Source organism: Roseovarius sp. MBR-154, from assembly GCF_053628595.1.
In genome coordinates this window covers 40,769-56,620 of the sequence record NZ_JBRJGR010000013.1, presented here as the reverse complement: position 1 = coordinate 56,620, position 15,852 = coordinate 40,769, and the positions used below count along the sequence as shown (strand labels likewise).

The window sequence follows — 15,852 nt, the reverse complement described above, 5'->3', positions numbered from 1 at the left end:
ATGACACAAATCACACGTCCGAAACTACGCTTTCTGGGTGCCGCCGGGACCGTGACGGGATCGCGTTATCTGATCGAGGCCATGGGACGGCGCATTCTCGTGGATTGCGGCCTGTTCCAGGGGTTCAAGAACCTGCGAGAACGCAACCGCAAAACGTTTCCCGTGCGTCCGAACACGATCGACACTGTGCTGCTCACACATGCACATCTCGACCATTCGGGATACCTGCCGGCGCTGATCCGGGCGGGGTTCGGCGGCCGGGTCCACTGCACCGAGGCGACAGCAGACCTTTGCGGGCTTATCCTGCCCGACAGCGGACACATTCAGGAAGAAGAGGCGCGCTTTGCCGCCCGGAGGGGGTTTTCCAAACACAAGAACCCCAAACCGCTCTATACGCTCAAGGATGCAGAGGCGGCGCTGGAACGCCTTCGGCCGCATGGCTTCGATCAGAGGATCGACCTCGGCGACGGGGTCGCCGCCCGTTTCATCCCGGCCGGGCACCTTCTGGGCGCCGCCCAGATCCGTTTCGAGATCGGCGACAGGGTCGTCCATTTCAGCGGCGATCTGGGCCATGATCCCGATCCGCTGATGCGGCCGCCGAAACCGTTCGGTGGAGCCGATGTGCTGGTCTGCGAATCCACCTACGGCAATCGCTCCCATCCCGATACCGACCCCGAGGCCGAACTGGCCCCAGTCCTGAAGCGCACGTTTGCCCGTGGCGGCACGGTACTGATCCCGTCATTTGCGGTCGGACGGGCGCAGGGGGTGATGCTGCATATCGCGCGGCTCATGGCGCGGGGGGACATTCCCTATGTACCGGTGTTCCTCAACAGCCCGATGGCCGTGGATGCGACCGATATCTATCACCGCCACCACGCAGAGCATCACGTCAGCCGCGAAGACTGCGTCGCGATGTTCGAGATTGCCAAGCGCGTCAACACGGTCGAGCAATCGAAGGATCTGAACACGCGCCAGGGCCCGATGATCATCGTCTCCGCCAGCGGAATGCTGACCGGCGGGCGCATCCTGCACCATCTGGCAAGCTTTGGCGGCGACAGGCGGAACACGATCCTGCTGTCCGGCTTTCAGGCCGGCGGAACACGTGGCGCGGTGCTGGCCGATGGCGCGCGAACCTTGCGCATGTTCGGACGAGAGTTCCCGATCGAGGCCGAAGTGGTTCAGCTCCAGTCCTTTTCCGGGCATGCCGATGCCGACGAAATCCTGCGCTGGATGTCCGCCGGTCCCGCACCCACGATGACCTATCTGACCCACGGGGAACCTTCGGCTGCGGACACCCTGAGATTTCGCGTCAAACACGAGCTTGGACGATCCGTGCGCGTCCCGGAGCACCTCGAATCCGTCTATCTGGACCGGCCGCGATGACCGATACGCTTGCTCTTGTCCCCGCCGGGATCGACACCTACCGGCAACCGGTCGTCTATATGAACGAAGACTGCCACATCTGTCGCTCCGAGGGGTTCGCGGCCCAGACCCGTGTGCGGATCGACCTGGAGGACCGTTGGATCATCGCAACCCTGAATGTCGTTGGCCGCGGAGCGTGGCTTGACGTGGATCAGGCGGCGCTGTCCGCCTCGGCTTGGGCGGCGCTTGGTGCGCGAGCAGGGGACAAGGGAGCGTTTTCTCATCCCGAACCGCCCGTTTCCGCGTCGATGATCCGGTCGAAAGCCTATGGCGACAGGCTGGATCAGGCTGGGTTCGCGGCAATCGTGAGCGACACGCTCGACAGCCGGCTGTCCGATCTCGAGCTTGCCGCTTTCGTCACCGCCTGTGCGGGTGAGCGGCTGGATGAGCCCGAGACCGTGGCACTGACCCGCGCCATGCAGGGCGCCGGGCAGACGCTCGACTGGGGAGGGCGGACCATTCTCGACAAGCATTGCGTCGGCGGTTTGCCGGGCAATCGAACGACGCCGATCGTGGTTGCTATCATCGCCGCAGCGGGGCACCTGATTCCCAAGACGTCCAGCCGTGCGATCACGTCGCCGGCAGGGACGGCCGACACGATGGAGGCCATGGCACCCGTTGCGCTCGACGCCGCCGCGCTGCGCAGGGTAGTCGAAGCAGAAGGCGGGTGCATCGTCTGGGGTGGCGGGCTCGCCCTCAGCCCCGCCGACGATCATTTCATTCGTGTCGAACGCCCGCTTGATTTCGACTCGACCGGTCAGTTGGTGGCAAGCGTACTGTCGAAGAAGGCCGCGGCGGGTGCCACGCATGTCCTGATCGACATGCCGGTCGGACCCACGGCCAAGGTGCGCTCTGAGAAGGCTGCCGAGGCACTCGGCGTCCGTGTGTCAGCGGTCAGCAATGCGTTGGGTCTGAACCTGGCGCTGCATATCAGCGACGGCATCGCTCCGGTCGGGCGCGGCATCGGCCCGACGCTGGAAGCCATCGACGTGCTGGCGGTCCTGCGACGCGCGCCGGATGCGCCTGCGGACCTGCGCGAAAGGGCGCTGGATCTGGCCGGGCATCTTCTGGACCTCGCTCCCGACGGCGTGGCGGGGCAGGGACGAGACCGGGCCCGGGCTCTGCTGGATAGCGGCGCGGCTGAGGCCAGGTTCATGGCGATCTGTGAGGCGCAGGGCGGGTTCCGGGAACCCGGAACGGCGGCGCAGCGGATCGAGATACACGCCCCCCACGCGGGCCTTTTGACATCCGTGGATAACCGCCGGATCGCCCGCATCGCCAAGCTGGCAGGCGCGCCGCGTCAGAAATGCGCAGGCATTCGCTTGCTGGTGCGGTTGGGCGACCGGGTGGACGAGGGCCAGCCGCTCTATGAACTCCATGCCGAGACAGCGGGCGAACTGGCCTATGCCCTGGCCTATGCCGAATCCCAAACCGGGGTTCTCACGCTGTCCGAGGAGGGCCCATGATCCTCATACCGTTTCCCGAAATGAAGCTACTGACCGAAACTCTGGCACTCGCGATGGGGGCGGAATTGCGCACGCTCGACTGGCACCATTTCCCCGATGGCGAAAGCCTGATGACCTTGCCGGGCGATCTGGACGGGGCCGACGTGGCGCTCCTGGCGACATTGCGCGATCCCGACCGTCTTGCGCTGCCCCTGCGTTTCGCCGCGGCGACGGCCCGCGAGATGGGCGCGCGGCGCGTCGGTCTGATCGCACCTTATCTAGGCTACATGCGGCAGGACCGCCGTTTCGAGGCCGGGCAGGCGGTCAGCGCGCGGCTGTTCGCGCAATTCCTGGGGGAAAGTTTCGACTGGCTGGTGACGGTCGATCCGCATCTGCACCGGATCGCGCGGCTGGAGGAAGTTTTCCCGATCCCAGCGGTGCGCGCCGTTTCCGCCCCACTGCTTGCGAACTGGATCAAGACAAACCTGCCCGACGCCGTTCTTTTGGGGCCCGACAGCGAAAGCCAGCAATGGGTGGCCGAGGTAGCCCGGCTGGCCGGACGGCCCTATGAAGTGCTGCGCAAGGTCCGGACCGGCGACCGTCAGGTCGAGGTCAGCGTGCCGGACAATGCCGCGTTGCGCAATGGCACGCCCGTGATCCTGGACGATATCGCCTCTTCGGGGCGGACCTTGGTGCGCACCATTGAACGGCTCGTTGCGGCGGGCATCCGCGCGCCGGTGTGCCTCGTGATCCACGCGGTTTTCGCCGGTTCCGCGCATGATGACATTCTGGCAGCCGGTGCCGCAAGGATCATCACCACCGACACCATACCGCATCCATCGAATGCGATCCGAATCGCCAGCGTTCTGGCTGAAGCATTCGGGTCGCTTGGGGTGCGAGCGGGCACAAGCATCGACTAGAGAAGCAGGGAAATCAGGATGTCCGAAAACCACAACAGGCATTTGGAGACGCCCGCCGCCGGGCAAGTGCGGACAAGGGATCGGGCCGCTCTCTATCGTGACAACGAACCGGCCTTTGCGGATTGGGCGCTTGGCGCGGGTCTTGCGGCCCATGACGACCTGACACAGGTGCGGGTCCACGACATGGTGGATATTCTCGAGCGTCGCGGGCGTGTGCGCGACAGGGCCGAAGCCTGGCGTATCCTCGCCGCAGCAGACCGGATCACGAAGGCGGCAATGTGGCTCGTTGTGCATATGACCTATGCGCGAAACGTGCGCACGGACGGGACACCGCTTGACGCCGAGGATTTCAAAGCCGGTCCCGATGGTCATACCGGCGGGTCGCTCAACATGGTCCCTGCCTATGTCGGCTATCTGGCTGCAAACGCGCTTGGCAGCATGACACGATCCTGGCTGATGGGACAGGGGCATTGCGTTGCCGCGATCGACGCGGTGAACCTCATCGTCGACAACATGTCGTCCGAACAGGAGAACCGATACTCGTTTTCCGATCCCGGCCTGACGCGCTTCGTTCGGGATTTCTATTCCTACGAGATCACCGTCGAGGGACGCCCCGCATCTGCGCTTGGCAGCCATGTGAACGCGCATACCGCCGGCGGTCTCATCGAAGGCGGCTATCTCGGCTTTGCCGGGCTGCTCTACGGGCACATGCCTCAGCCCGGTGAACATCTTGTGGCGTTCATGAGTGACGGTGCTTTCGAAGAACAGCGCGGAAGCGACTGGGCACCGCGCTGGTGGCGTTCGAAAGACACCGGGCCGGTCGCCCCGATCATGATCGCGAACGGTCGACGGATCGACCAGCGCACGACAATGGCGCAATCCGGCGGCGTGGACTGGTTCCGTCGGCACCTGCGGCTGAACGGTTTCGATCCGATCGATCTGGACGGGCGCGATCCGGCAGCCTTCGCTTGGGCGATCTTTGAGATCGAGGAACGTCTCGCCGCCGATGCCCTGGCCGTCCGGGAAAAGGACGAAGCACCTGCGGTCCGTCTGCACTACGGCATCGCGGAGACGGTCAAAGGTTTTGGATTTCCCGGCGCCGGCACGAACCGTGCGCATAACCTGCCGCTCGAGGGCAATCCGCGAACCGACGCGGCCGCCCGCCGTGACTTCAACGAGGGTGCCGCGAATCTCTGGGTGCCGCCAAAAGACCTGTCGGATGCGGTGCTTGCGCTCAACAACCACGACGCCTCGGGACGTCCCAAGGAGCGGGCCCATCCCCTGATCTCGCGCCCGGCGGTGACGCCCAGCCTGCCCGAACCGCCGTGGCACGCCTCTGAGGGTCGCAGAAACGTCTCGCCGATGGAAGGTCTCGACCGATACTTCGAAGCGCTTGTCCTGGCCAATCCCGGCCTGCGCGCCCGCGTCGGCAACCCTGATGAAATGCGCAGCAACAGGATGAACGCGACACTAGATCTGCTGAAGCATCGTGTGACCGCCCCTGAGCCCGGGATGCCGGAATCCGAGACCGGTGGCGTCATAACAGCCCTTAACGAAGAAGCCGTCATATGCGCCGTTCTGGCAAACAAGGGCGGTCTCAATCTGGCAGTCTCCTACGAAGCCTTCGCCACGAAAATGCTTGGAGCCTTGCGTCAGGATCTGATCTTCACGCGGCAATTGACCGTCGCAGGTCGCCAGCCCTATTGGCTTGGCTTGCCGGTCGTCCTCACCTCGCACACGTGGGAGAACGGCAAGAACGAGCTGTCGCATCAGGACACGACCGCTGCCGAAACGATGTGGGCGGAGATGTCCGATCTCTCTCGCGTCGTGTTTCCTGTGGACTGGAACAGTGCCGTCGCATGCCTGCGGGATGTCTTTCGATCACACGGGGCGATCTGGACGATGGTGGTTCCCAAGCGCGAAGTTCCAGACGTGCTATCTCCCGAACTGGCGCAACGGGTGCTGGCCGACGGCGCGGTCTGCCTGCGCGATGTCGGTGGCGATGACCCGGAATTGATCCTGGTCGCCGTCGGCGCCTACCAACTGGCCGAAACTCTCACGGCGTCGGATCGCCTGAAAGAAAAGAGCGTGCGGCACCGTGTCATCGTGATGGTCGAGCCGGGACGGTTCCGCAGCCCCCGCGACGATCATGAGGCGAAGATGACCGCCTCCGACGCGACGCTCGAAATGTTCTTTCCCGAAACGGCAGGCGCCCGGGTCTTTGTCTCGCATACCAGGCCGGAGCCGCTCGGCGGTCTCCTCCGCCGCCTCGATACCGGATCGCGGAAGTCGAGATTCCTCGGGTTCTGCGGTCGCGGTGGCACACTCGATGCAGACGGAATGCTGTTCGCCAACCGATCAACCTGGGCGCATGTTCTTGCGGCTGCGGCGGATGTCACGGGGCGGCGGGCGCTGGATTTTCTGACAGAAGCCGAATTCGATGCGGTTCAGGGACGTCGCGCGCCCGCAGGAGTTCTTTTCAAGGGACATGACGTATGACGCGAAAAACGACTGGCCAGAACCTTGCAGAGACCGCGCGAATGGCTCCGACGGGTGGGGGCTGGTTTCATGTATCCTCGATCCACAACTGACTACGGGAATGTGTTATGACAAGACATCACGAAAAACATTTGGATAATGACAATCCGCCGCGGCCGCCCTCGTTCTGGAAATCACGCGCGGGCATCTACCTGATCTTTGCGCTCATCCTTGGCGGACTTCTGCTGGGTTACGAGCACCGTGTGCACATTCTGAGCAGTGGATTGCTGATCTGGCTCCCTTTGCTGCTTTGTGTTGGCATGCACTTCTTCATGCATGGCGGGCATGGTGGCCACGGCGGGCATGGTGGTCACGGGTCGGGAGATGACAAAACATGACCGACCCGGGATCATCTTACGGCCTTTGGCTGCTCGTGTTCATCAATTCAGCGGTCTTCATCCTATTCGCTTTCAGCTTCTTCAAGCCGCAAACATCGCGCGACTGGCGCAGCTTCGGAGCCTTCAGTGCCTTCATCGTCGCGCTTTTTGTCGAAATGTACGGGTTTCCGCTGACGATCTTCTTCCTGTCGGGTTGGCTCCAATCCAACTGGCCGGGGATTGACTGGTTTGCCCATGACAGCGGGCACCTGCCGGAAATGATGTTTGGCTGGAGTTCGAACCCGCATTTCGGGCCGTTCCATTTCCTCAGCTTTGCATTCATCGGTGGGGGCTTCTGGCTGATCTCGGTGGCCTGGCACCATCTCTGGGCCGCTCAGCGGGCCGGGCGACTGGCCATCACAGGCCCCTACGCCCGGATACGGCATCCGCAGTATGTGGGATTCGTTCTCATTATGGCCGGGTTCCTTGTGCAATGGCCGACGATCCTCACGCTCGCCATGTTCCCGGTTCTGGTCTGGATGTATGCGCGACTTGCCAAGAGCGAGGAGGCCGACAGCCGGGCCCGGTTTGGCGAGGCATGGGAGAGATATGCAGAGGATGTTCCCGCGTTTCTGCCTCGATTCCGGGAAGTTGCCGCGCAATGAACGCAAGCGTTCTGTTCCGTTTTTTGCAGAGCGCAAGCTGGCTATCGGGAAACCGGAGCGGCGTCAGTTTTTGCCGACGATCGAGCGCTCGCCTGCGAATTGATCGAAGATTGAGTTTGATATCGGAAATGCAAGACGGATTTGCGATTTAGAAGCGCCGAGACCAAGAGGGTGAACGGAGTGAGCAATCTGGTGATCCTCGGAGGATCCGGTGATGTCGGGTCGCGGCTTGTTCGCCTCCTTTCCGACCATCAGGAATGGAAGGTTTGGGCGGTTTCCAGGCGAAACCGTGCGGTTGAAACGGCGCATGAAAACGTGGTTTACACAGCCCTCGACGTGGCGCGCCCCGACGCGGCCCATTCACTTCCCGACGACGCCATGGTCGTAAATCTGACCGAAGCGACACCGCCGGGGCTGGTCGCTGAAATTCTCGCAAGAGGCGGTACGGTGCTCGATACATCGGCGACGCCGAGCTATGTCCACGCCCTGATCCGGGCGGCGGACGGGACAAACGGGTGTCTTGTGACGGGTGTTGGAACTGCTCCGGGTCTCAGCACATTGATGGCGGCAGCTCTGGCAAGCGACAAACGGGTAGAGACGCTGCGTATCGGAGTCGAGCTTGGCATGGGCCGTCACTACGGGAAGGCAGCGTCTGAGTGGTTCTTTCGGACGCTTGGACAGCCTTATGACGACCCGGTGACGGGCCGGTCTGTATTTCCTGGCACGCACCCCTGGTGGTTTAGTTTCGCACAGAACGAGGCGCCGAGACTGGCGCTCGATGTGGCGTTTCCCGATGAGGGAATTCATCCTGGCGGACGCGAAGTCCGTGTTCACCATTACCTGGCCGTCGATCCGCCATTTGTCACACGCCTGTTTGCAGTGGCACAACGGCTTTGGCTCGGACGCTGGATGTCAGAGCATTCCCGGCGATTGACAAAGCTTTCAGAGTGGCTGCCGCAATTCGGGCAATTTAGAACACGGATCGCGGCGGTTGCGTTCGATCGCGACGGCAAAGAGATTGCCGCGAACCTGTTCGAAGGTGGCGATCAGGCTGATTTGACGGCTGCGATGATATTGGTGACACTTGATGCAATGCGGTTCGGCGATGCGCGACAGGCAGGGGCCAATTCGATTGTTGACCACCTTGATCTGGAGCAGGCGCTGAGCGGTCTGCGTCGCCACTTGGCAGGCGGAGCGGCCATACACACGAACGCTTGGCAAAGGCCAAATTAAGAAACGGGAAAGACGGGGCAAATCATGAATCACGAGCACGGCCACGGCGGCGACGGCTACAAGAAGAACTCCATCACTTTGGGCGGCGCGGTTGCCATGGGCACGGGCGTGATGATCGGGGCAGGGATCTTTGCCCTGACAGGGCAGATTGCCGAACTGGCCGGGCCGCTCTTTCCCATTGCGTTCATCATCGGTGCGATCGTGACCGGGTTCAGTTCCTACAGCTACATCAAGATGTCCAACGCCTGGCCTTCGGCAGGGGGGATCGGGATGATCCTGCAAAAATGCTACGGACCCGGCGGGATTGCCGCGGGGGCGGCGCTTTTGATGGCGCTCAGCATGGTGATCGCGGAAAGCCTCGTCGCAAGGACCTTTGCCACCTATCTTTTGCGTCCGTTCGATATCGAGGGCGGGCCGCTGGTGCCCATCCTGGCCGTTGGGGTAATCCTTTTCGCCTTCGTCGTAAACATCGCGGGCAACCGGTCAATTGGGCTGTTCTCGATGGTCATGGCCGCAATCAAGATCGGGGGCATCGCGCTCTTCGGGATCGCGGCCCTGTGGTCGAGCGGGTTTGAATTCGCAGCCGCGTCGCGGGACGCTGTGGATTTCGGCCCGATGGGTTTCGTCGCCTCGGTCGCGCTTGCCATTCTTGCGTTCAAGGGGTTCACGACGATCACCAACAGCGGCGCCGAGATCACCGATCCCAACCGCAACGTGGGGCGCGCGATCATGATTTCGATTGCGCTGTGCGTCGTCGTCTATCTGCTCGTGGCCTTCGGTGTCGGGTCCAGCCTGACCATAGACGAGATCATTGCCGCCAAGGACTATTCGCTGGCCGAGGCGGCGGAACCGGCATTGGGGCAGGTAGGCTTCCTGCTAACGGTCCTGCTGGCCGTTGTGGCGACGGCCTCGGCGGTTCTGGCGAGTGTCTTTGCGGTCTCGCGGATGCTTGCGATGCTGACGGATATGAAGATGATCCCGCATAGTCACTTCGGCATGTCCGGTCCGATCCAGCGGCATACGCTGGTTTACACCGTGGTGATCGCATCCTTCCTTGCTGTGTTTTTCGATCTGAGCCGCATCGCGTCGTTGGGTGCGTTCTTCTATCTGATGATGGATATGGCCGTGCATTGGGGTGTCTGGCGCTACCGCAGGGCAGAGATCGGTGCCTCGGGTGTCATCATTCTTGCAGCACTCGGGTTTGATGCGATCGTTCTGGTCGCGTTCACTGCCATGAAATTACAAAGCGATCCCGCGATTGTCGCCTACGCGGCCCTTACGATCGCGGGAGTCTTTCTGTTCGAACGCGCCTACCTGTCGCGCTGGCTGGCGCCGCAAGATGAGCCCGCCCACAGTTGACGGATGTTGCCACGCAATCGGTTCGCGACGGGCGGCGCGCGGGGTTCGCCATGCTCGTCGGTCTTGCTCTGGGTATAGTGGCCGCGAACTCGCCGCTGGCGGACATCTACGCGATTGTGCATCACCTGCCTCTGCGGGTTGGGGCGGGCGACTGGGCAATCGAAGCCCCTCTGATCGAGTGGATCAATCAGGGCCTTCTGACGGTCTTCTTCTTTCTCATCGGTCTTCACACAAATCTTGAGCTGACCCGTGGGGCGCTGACCGAACCCGGTGCGGCCATGCTTCCGGCAAGTGCGGCGCTTGGGGGCATGATTGTGCCGGCAGCGATCTACTTCGGGCTCAATGCCGGAGATGCCGTCGCCCTGCGTGGCTGGGCAATCCCGATTGCGACAGACATCGTCTTGGTCCTTGGCGTCCTCTCGCTGTTTTCGGGCCGGGTTGACCCTGCGGTCATCGCCTTTGCCACAGCCGCAGCGATTTTCGACGACCTTGGCGCAGTAATTGTCATCGCATTGTTCTACGGAGCCTTCGATCAGTTTTGGCCGCTTTGGGTGGTGGTTGGCGGCTTAGCAGGTCTATTTCTGCTCAATCGAACCCGAAGGGCATCTCTCTTGCCTTATCTCGCCTTCGGCTGCGTTCTCTGGGCAGGACTTATACTGACCGGTCTCGAAGGAGCCATTGCAGGGGCAATTGTCGGAATTTCATTGCCGCTGTCGTCGTTTCCGCCAAGAGCGACAGCGCGCGCCGAGCGGCGCGTTTCGCCAGTTGCTCTGTTCTTTGTTGTGCCAATCTTCACATTCTTCAACGGCGGCGTCATGATGGATTTTCCTCCTGCTGACCCACAGGCATGGTCTGTCGCAATCGGCATTGCGATTGCTTTGATTGTCGGTAAGCCTTTGGGAATTCTCGGCGGAACACTTCTAGCGCTTCGCCTCGGCATCGGAACACTCCCGCCCGGCACCTCGATGCGGGACGTCATTAGGGTCTCACTGCTGGCTGGCGTCGGTTTCACCATGAGCTTGTTCATCGTCGGTGCGGCATTCGATGCAACTCCGATCGCCGCAATGGCAAAACTCGCCGTTGTGAGCAGTTCAGCTTTCGCCGCATTGCTCGGCATCATTGCGTTCAAGATGCGCTGATTGGTTGAGCCCCTAGAACGGATGCCTCACTCCTCGTCTTTGGGCTCGACACAAGGCTCCCAGTCCCACAGGCGGTTCATCATCGCAAACAGGAAGGATGCGGACCAGGCAATCAGCAGGAACCCGTTGAGGGCCTCGACACCGGCGATAAACCTCATATGTCCGGTTGGGACGATATCGCCAATCCCGAGCGATGTGTACATGACAGCCGAGAAATATAGATAGTCGAGCGGGTGTGCCATGTCGGGTCCCTCAAAGCCACCGATCCCGAACCACGCCCCCGCAATCCAGAAGCCGCCTGCGAAGAGCCCGATCTGGAACAGATGGGTGACAAACAACAGACTCACGATAGACAGAACGCGCGTATGCGGCCACATCGGAATGGATGCCATGTGGCCGGAGCAGAAGCGCAGGGATACCAAATGCAGATAGGCTGTTGCGACAAAGAGTGCGACAGATATGGCTATCGAAACTAACAACTGTGATCTCTCTCTTGATCTTGTCGGCACGAGAATGGGTTATGACCCAATGCGTCAAGATAAACTAGGATCAGCCATTTTTGGAGGCTCGGGCTATTGGGCGATGTGGGAGGCATTGTATTGCGCGTTATTGCAGCGCCTGTTGACCGATCCTGCTTCGCGGGAAAGCCAATGTTGAAATTGGTCGCTTTCTGGAAGTTTCGGCGACAGAAACTCTCCAAAAATTAATAAAAGAACGACTCTCAGATATCTGGGCGTTCACCACCATAATTAACATAAACTTCACTATCGGATATTGAATTGTACGCGCAAAGTTAGAATGTCCCACATTTGCAAAGTAGAAGTGTCACACTTCCCTGTTGATCTAACAGGATTGGAGTGTGTCTGTGGGATTGGTGATCATGAGCGAGCGCGAACTGAACCGCATAGAAGTACTGAGCCAAGTGAGCCAAGGCCGGATGACGGCTGTGACGGCCGCCAATGTGCTTGGATTGAGCCGCAGACAAGTTCACCGTCTTCTAAAGACATTTCAGGCTGATGGTCCGGCGGCGATCCGGCACAAGGCGCGCGGCCGGGCTTCGAACAATCGGATCGACCCGGCGATCCGTGATTTTGCGGTGACGCTGGTTCGGGAGACCTACATCGATTTTGGACCGACCTTGGCGGCGGAGAAGCTCGAGGAAGATCACGGGCTCAAGGTTTCGCGGGAAACGCTGCGCAAGTGGATGCAGGATGCCGGGATCTGGTTGTCGCGTAAACACCGCAGGACGTTTCATCAGCCACGATTACGTCGGGAATGCTATGGTGAATTGATCCAGATAGATGGATCGGATCACCACTGGTTTGAAGATCGCGGCCCTGCCTGCACCTTGCTTGTCTTCATTGACGATGCGACCAGCACGTTGATGCATCTGGAGTTCGTGACGTCTGAGAGCACGTTCAGCTACTTCGGCGCGCTGGAGGCTTATCTGCATGCGCATGGACGCCCGGTGGCGTTCTACAGCGACAAACACACGGTGTTCCGCGTCGCGAGCCAAGGCGCGAAGTCAGGCCATGGTATGACCCAGTTCGGCCGTGTTTTGAACGAGCTCAACATCGAGATCCTCTGCGCGAACAGCAGCCAAGCCAAGGGTCGTGTCGAACGCGCCAACCGGACGCTTCAGGACCGGCTGGTGAAAGAGTTGCGCCTGGCGGGCATCTCGGACATGCAATCCGCCAACGCCTTCCTTCCGGTGTTCATGGAACGGTACAATGCAAGATTTGCCAAGGCCCCGCGCCGGCCGGACGATCTGCATCGCGCGCTGAATGTGGAGCCGGATCGGCTGGCGGATATTCTGTGCTTTCGTGATGAACGCTATGTCGGCCAGCAACTGGCCTTTTCCTACCAGCGGCTGCGGATCATCCTGCAAGAGAACGAGATCACCCGTGGCCTGCCCGGCAAGTATGTCGATAGCTACGAGTTCGCTGACGGTCGTCTGGAATTCCGCTGGAAGGGCGTCTCGCTCCCCTACTCCGTCTTCGACAAGGACCAGCGTGTCACCCATGCGGCAATCACCGAGAACAAGCACCTGAGCGCAGTGTTGGAGCACATCAAAGCGGAACAGGACAAGGCTCCGCCAAAGAAACGCCGAGCGGGAAAACAGCGTTCTCGCTATGAGCCGACCGGTCGCCGAAACGATGGCTGGAACAGCCTTGCAGACCAAAAGCGCATCGCTGAACGCAAAGCCAGTCAGGGCTGCGATAGCTGAGGTCTCCGCCCTGTCAGGCTTTGCTCCCCTCAGCGCATTTGGTGACACTTCTACTTTGCAAACCAGGTGACATTTCTACTTGGTTGCAACATGAATCGCGCCGTGTTTCTCGGCTCCAAAGCTTGGCAAGCGAACCTACCTGGAAATTTCCCCTGCTAACACCGCTCGTCCGTGCACCGCCAAGGTTGCTGAAAACCTCTGGCACCCAAACTTGCGGATTACATCCAGTACGCGCGCTTCGTAGGCAGCGTGACCGATCAAACGACACAGGTCGGACGCGTGGAACTGGCGGTTCGCAGTCGGGGCGGCTTGCATCTGTCTCAGCAATTCGCGCTCTTTGGGGTCTGCTACCCGCTTCTGCGATGGTTTCACCTCGGGACGAGGCCGAGTCCCCGACGAATTCCGCCATCGGCGCATGAAGCCAAGCAGGAAGCCGGCCGGCACCCTGCCGTTGCCTCGGGACCGATTGAAGGCGAGGAAGCGGTCCCAAATGACCTGGGTGTCGACGTTCCAGCAGGGCAACGTGGCCTTCGCTGCTTTGATGAGCTCTGCCCAACTGGTCTGAAAAACATTCGAACTCGCTGTGATGTCGATCAGTCCTGCGAAGATAGTTTTGTTATTATTATCTCTAGATAGTGATGTGTCACCTTCACCTGACACGAGATCATGGGTTTCACTCTCCTCGTCGAAGGCGGAAAACCGAAAGATCCAGGGCGCGAACTTGCCATTCGGCTTCGCCCGCTCGAGCTGCAACTCCGACGTCTCAAGTTCGCTCAAAAGAACCGAAAGATATTGTCGTGAGACACCCATCCTCTCTGCCAGGGCAGAGAGGGTGAAGGCTGCCGTTCCGCGCGACAAACCGTTGTAGCCATCCTTCCAGGCGATGGCATCGAGGATGAGGGTGGCAAGCTTGTGCGCTGCAACAGAGAGATTTGTCTGCGTGATCCGTCGCAGGATCAGGCCGGTCGTAGGTTCCATGGTCGAGGTCTCCTTGGAGATCCGACGCCATGTCGTGAGACAACAACATTCTTGCCAGCAAAACAACTTTGCTGGTTGCAGGTGTTTTGGCGGTGCGCTAGGAAACTCTTGTTCACGGAGTTTTCTAGCACGGCGTCAGGCTTCACGGTCTGGCGTCGTCTCCTTTTTGGGGGCTTTGCACAGCCTTTCGTGCGGGGTTGTGATGACGCGCGCGGCAAGACCGCGTGCAGATTTTGTCAGTAGCGAACTTCTTCAGAACCATAGTTCCCGGCGTGATCACGCCAGTCGACGAAGACGGAGCGGTAGAAGTAGCTGCCGCATCCATTCGGGATGCTCAGGCCAGATGCAGCCGGCACTTGGCCCACGTTGGATCTTGTCCATCGGTAGTCGCCCTGCACTCCGTAGGACCCCAATCGCGTGGAATCGGTGCGATTGCAGTCGCCATCTCGGTTTTCATGCTGGCGGTACTGAATGTGATAGACGCGAATGCTGCGCACGAAATCAAAGGCGTCGCCTGAGATGTCGATGTCGGCTTGTTCATCCGCCTGGACGCGAACAAGGGGTATCGGAGTCGATACCTGCGGTTCGGGCGGATCGCGAAACGTGATGTCATAAAGGCGTTCCATAGGCGACAACGGACTTGGTTCGTTGAACGACACACCCATCGGACACCGCCAGATTTGTAGGGGCGGCTCGATCGGCCATGGCGTGATCCGCCGAATAAAGACCGCTCTGGCATGGGCGCAGGGCGCGGAGGCAGGCCAGCCGCCCGCAAGGCACAGGAGGATCGCACAGTCCACTTGATAGGCCTGAGCCGGACCTGACGAGGCCATTAGTCCGGATATGCTTATTGCCGTGGCTGTTGCCACGCCGTGGATCACGTGCTTCATGATGCCGACTCCATCTATAATGGTGCAGCGATACGAAACAACATTACCGATAGCAAGGCGATTTGATTGATGGCGACTTGCGATTGTTCGCTTGTGTCGCGTGACGGCTTCCAAGATCTGATGACGGTTTGAGCTCTTGAGGCGTCCTGGAAGCGGCCAAAATTGCGGCCTCCTTTCACGTCCATTGCCAAACAAACAACTGTTACAAAAAGAAAATATGGCGTTCCAATACGGCCACGAAACCGGTCACGGAAGAACAGACCGCATGAGCCCGTCAAACGGCGTGTCGCAGCGCCCATGGTCCCGGGAAGGGCAGTGTCGGAAAACTGTCGAGCCCGGTTCTCCGGCTGGAATCCGGGAACGGAAGGGCGGGTGGAGCAACGATCCTGTGTTGTGGCCTATGTTGGGATCGAACATGCGCTTGAAGACTTATGGCAGTATCTGATACGATTGAGCATGGATAGGAGAGTCTGATGCCAAACGTCCACCTGACCGAACCGATGCAGAAATATGTGCAGGCGCAGATCGAGTCCGGCGCCTACGCCAATCTGAGCGAAGTCGTGCGCGCCGGCGTAAGGATGCTGATGGAGAAGGATGGCGCGCGGCAGTTCTATGCCCTCAAGGCCGATCTCGAGATGGCAGCCACCCTGGCCGAGAATGGGGATTTCGCCGAGTTCGATGCCCAAGCCTTCGAACCGGATGCGTTTGATCGCTGACCC

Annotated in this window: 15 protein-coding genes; 12 read left to right on the top strand and 3 right to left on the bottom strand. The window is 60.5% G+C overall.

Features of this window, described 5'->3' with window-relative positions; all coding sequences use genetic code 11:
- From ACSSV4_RS15355 to nhaA, 9 genes are all read left to right on the top strand, one after another.
- A complete protein-coding gene (locus ACSSV4_RS15355) occupies window positions 1-1,383 on the top strand; it encodes an MBL fold metallo-hydrolase (protein WP_043847458.1) in 1,383 nt (460 codons plus the stop codon).
- Window positions 1,380-2,888 (top strand): thymidine phosphorylase family protein, encoded by a 1,509-nt coding sequence (locus ACSSV4_RS15350; RefSeq protein WP_043847457.1) that lies wholly within the window; start codon window positions 1,380-1,382, stop codon window positions 2,886-2,888. Before ACSSV4_RS15355 ends, ACSSV4_RS15350 begins: the two co-directional genes overlap by 4 nt.
- On the top strand, window positions 2,885-3,787 hold the full coding sequence (locus ACSSV4_RS15345) for a ribose-phosphate diphosphokinase (protein WP_454275997.1): 903 nt from the start codon (window positions 2,885-2,887) through the stop codon (window positions 3,785-3,787). Before ACSSV4_RS15350 ends, ACSSV4_RS15345 begins: the two co-directional genes overlap by 4 nt.
- An 18-nt stretch (window positions 3,788-3,805) precedes the next feature.
- A complete protein-coding gene (locus ACSSV4_RS15340; protein WP_454275996.1) occupies window positions 3,806-6,286 on the top strand; it encodes a phosphoketolase family protein in 2,481 nt (826 codons plus the stop codon).
- A 107-nt stretch (window positions 6,287-6,393) separates the two neighbouring features.
- The gene (locus ACSSV4_RS15335) at window positions 6,394-6,663 is read left to right on the top strand and encodes a DUF2933 domain-containing protein (protein WP_454275995.1); all 270 of its coding nucleotides are present in this window, start codon (window positions 6,394-6,396) and stop codon (window positions 6,661-6,663) included.
- Window positions 6,660-7,307: a methyltransferase family protein gene (locus ACSSV4_RS15330; RefSeq protein ID WP_454275994.1), complete on the top strand. Its 648-nt coding sequence runs from the start codon at window positions 6,660-6,662 to the stop codon at window positions 7,305-7,307. The genes ACSSV4_RS15335 and ACSSV4_RS15330 overlap by 4 nt, the downstream gene beginning before the upstream one ends.
- A 180-nt stretch (window positions 7,308-7,487) precedes the next feature.
- Complete coding sequence (locus tag ACSSV4_RS15325) at window positions 7,488-8,540, top strand: NAD-dependent epimerase/dehydratase family protein (protein WP_380718140.1); 1,053 nt, start codon at window positions 7,488-7,490, stop codon at window positions 8,538-8,540.
- Between the two features lie 24 nt (window positions 8,541-8,564).
- The gene (locus ACSSV4_RS15320) at window positions 8,565-9,899 is read left to right on the top strand and encodes an APC family permease (protein WP_454275993.1); all 1,335 of its coding nucleotides are present in this window, start codon (window positions 8,565-8,567) and stop codon (window positions 9,897-9,899) included.
- The gene (gene nhaA, locus ACSSV4_RS15315) at window positions 9,896-11,038 is read left to right on the top strand and encodes a Na+/H+ antiporter NhaA (protein ID WP_454275992.1); all 1,143 of its coding nucleotides are present in this window, start codon (window positions 9,896-9,898) and stop codon (window positions 11,036-11,038) included. Before ACSSV4_RS15320 ends, nhaA begins: the two co-directional genes overlap by 4 nt.
- A gap of 26 nt (window positions 11,039-11,064) precedes the next feature.
- Here nhaA and ACSSV4_RS15310 read toward each other — a convergent pair whose 3' ends face one another.
- The gene (locus ACSSV4_RS15310) at window positions 11,065-11,385 is read right to left on the bottom strand and encodes an ion channel (protein WP_454275990.1); all 321 of its coding nucleotides are present in this window, start codon (window positions 11,383-11,385) and stop codon (window positions 11,065-11,067) included.
- 112 nt (window positions 11,386-11,497) lie between these two features.
- Between ACSSV4_RS15310 and ACSSV4_RS15305 the strand changes: the two genes are divergently transcribed.
- A complete protein-coding gene (locus ACSSV4_RS15305; RefSeq protein ID WP_271690383.1) occupies window positions 11,498-11,695 on the top strand; it encodes a hypothetical protein in 198 nt (65 codons plus the stop codon).
- Between the two features lie 208 nt (window positions 11,696-11,903).
- Window positions 11,904-13,265 (top strand): ISNCY family transposase, encoded by a 1,362-nt coding sequence (locus tag ACSSV4_RS15300; RefSeq protein WP_454275989.1) that lies wholly within the window; start codon window positions 11,904-11,906, stop codon window positions 13,263-13,265.
- Between the two features lie 135 nt (window positions 13,266-13,400).
- Here the strand turns inward: ACSSV4_RS15300 and ACSSV4_RS15295 are convergent, their stop codons facing one another.
- A complete protein-coding gene (locus ACSSV4_RS15295) occupies window positions 13,401-14,243 on the bottom strand; it encodes a hypothetical protein (protein ID WP_007803482.1) in 843 nt (280 codons plus the stop codon).
- Between the two features lie 236 nt (window positions 14,244-14,479).
- A complete protein-coding gene (locus tag ACSSV4_RS15290) occupies window positions 14,480-15,133 on the bottom strand; it encodes a hypothetical protein (protein ID WP_074940749.1) in 654 nt (217 codons plus the stop codon).
- A gap of 473 nt (window positions 15,134-15,606) precedes the next feature.
- Here ACSSV4_RS15290 and ACSSV4_RS15285 point away from each other — a divergent pair, with 473 nt between their 5' ends.
- Complete coding sequence (locus tag ACSSV4_RS15285; RefSeq protein WP_008336111.1) at window positions 15,607-15,849, top strand: type II toxin-antitoxin system ParD family antitoxin; 243 nt, start codon at window positions 15,607-15,609, stop codon at window positions 15,847-15,849.
- Window positions 15,850-15,852: the final 3 nt, after the last annotated feature.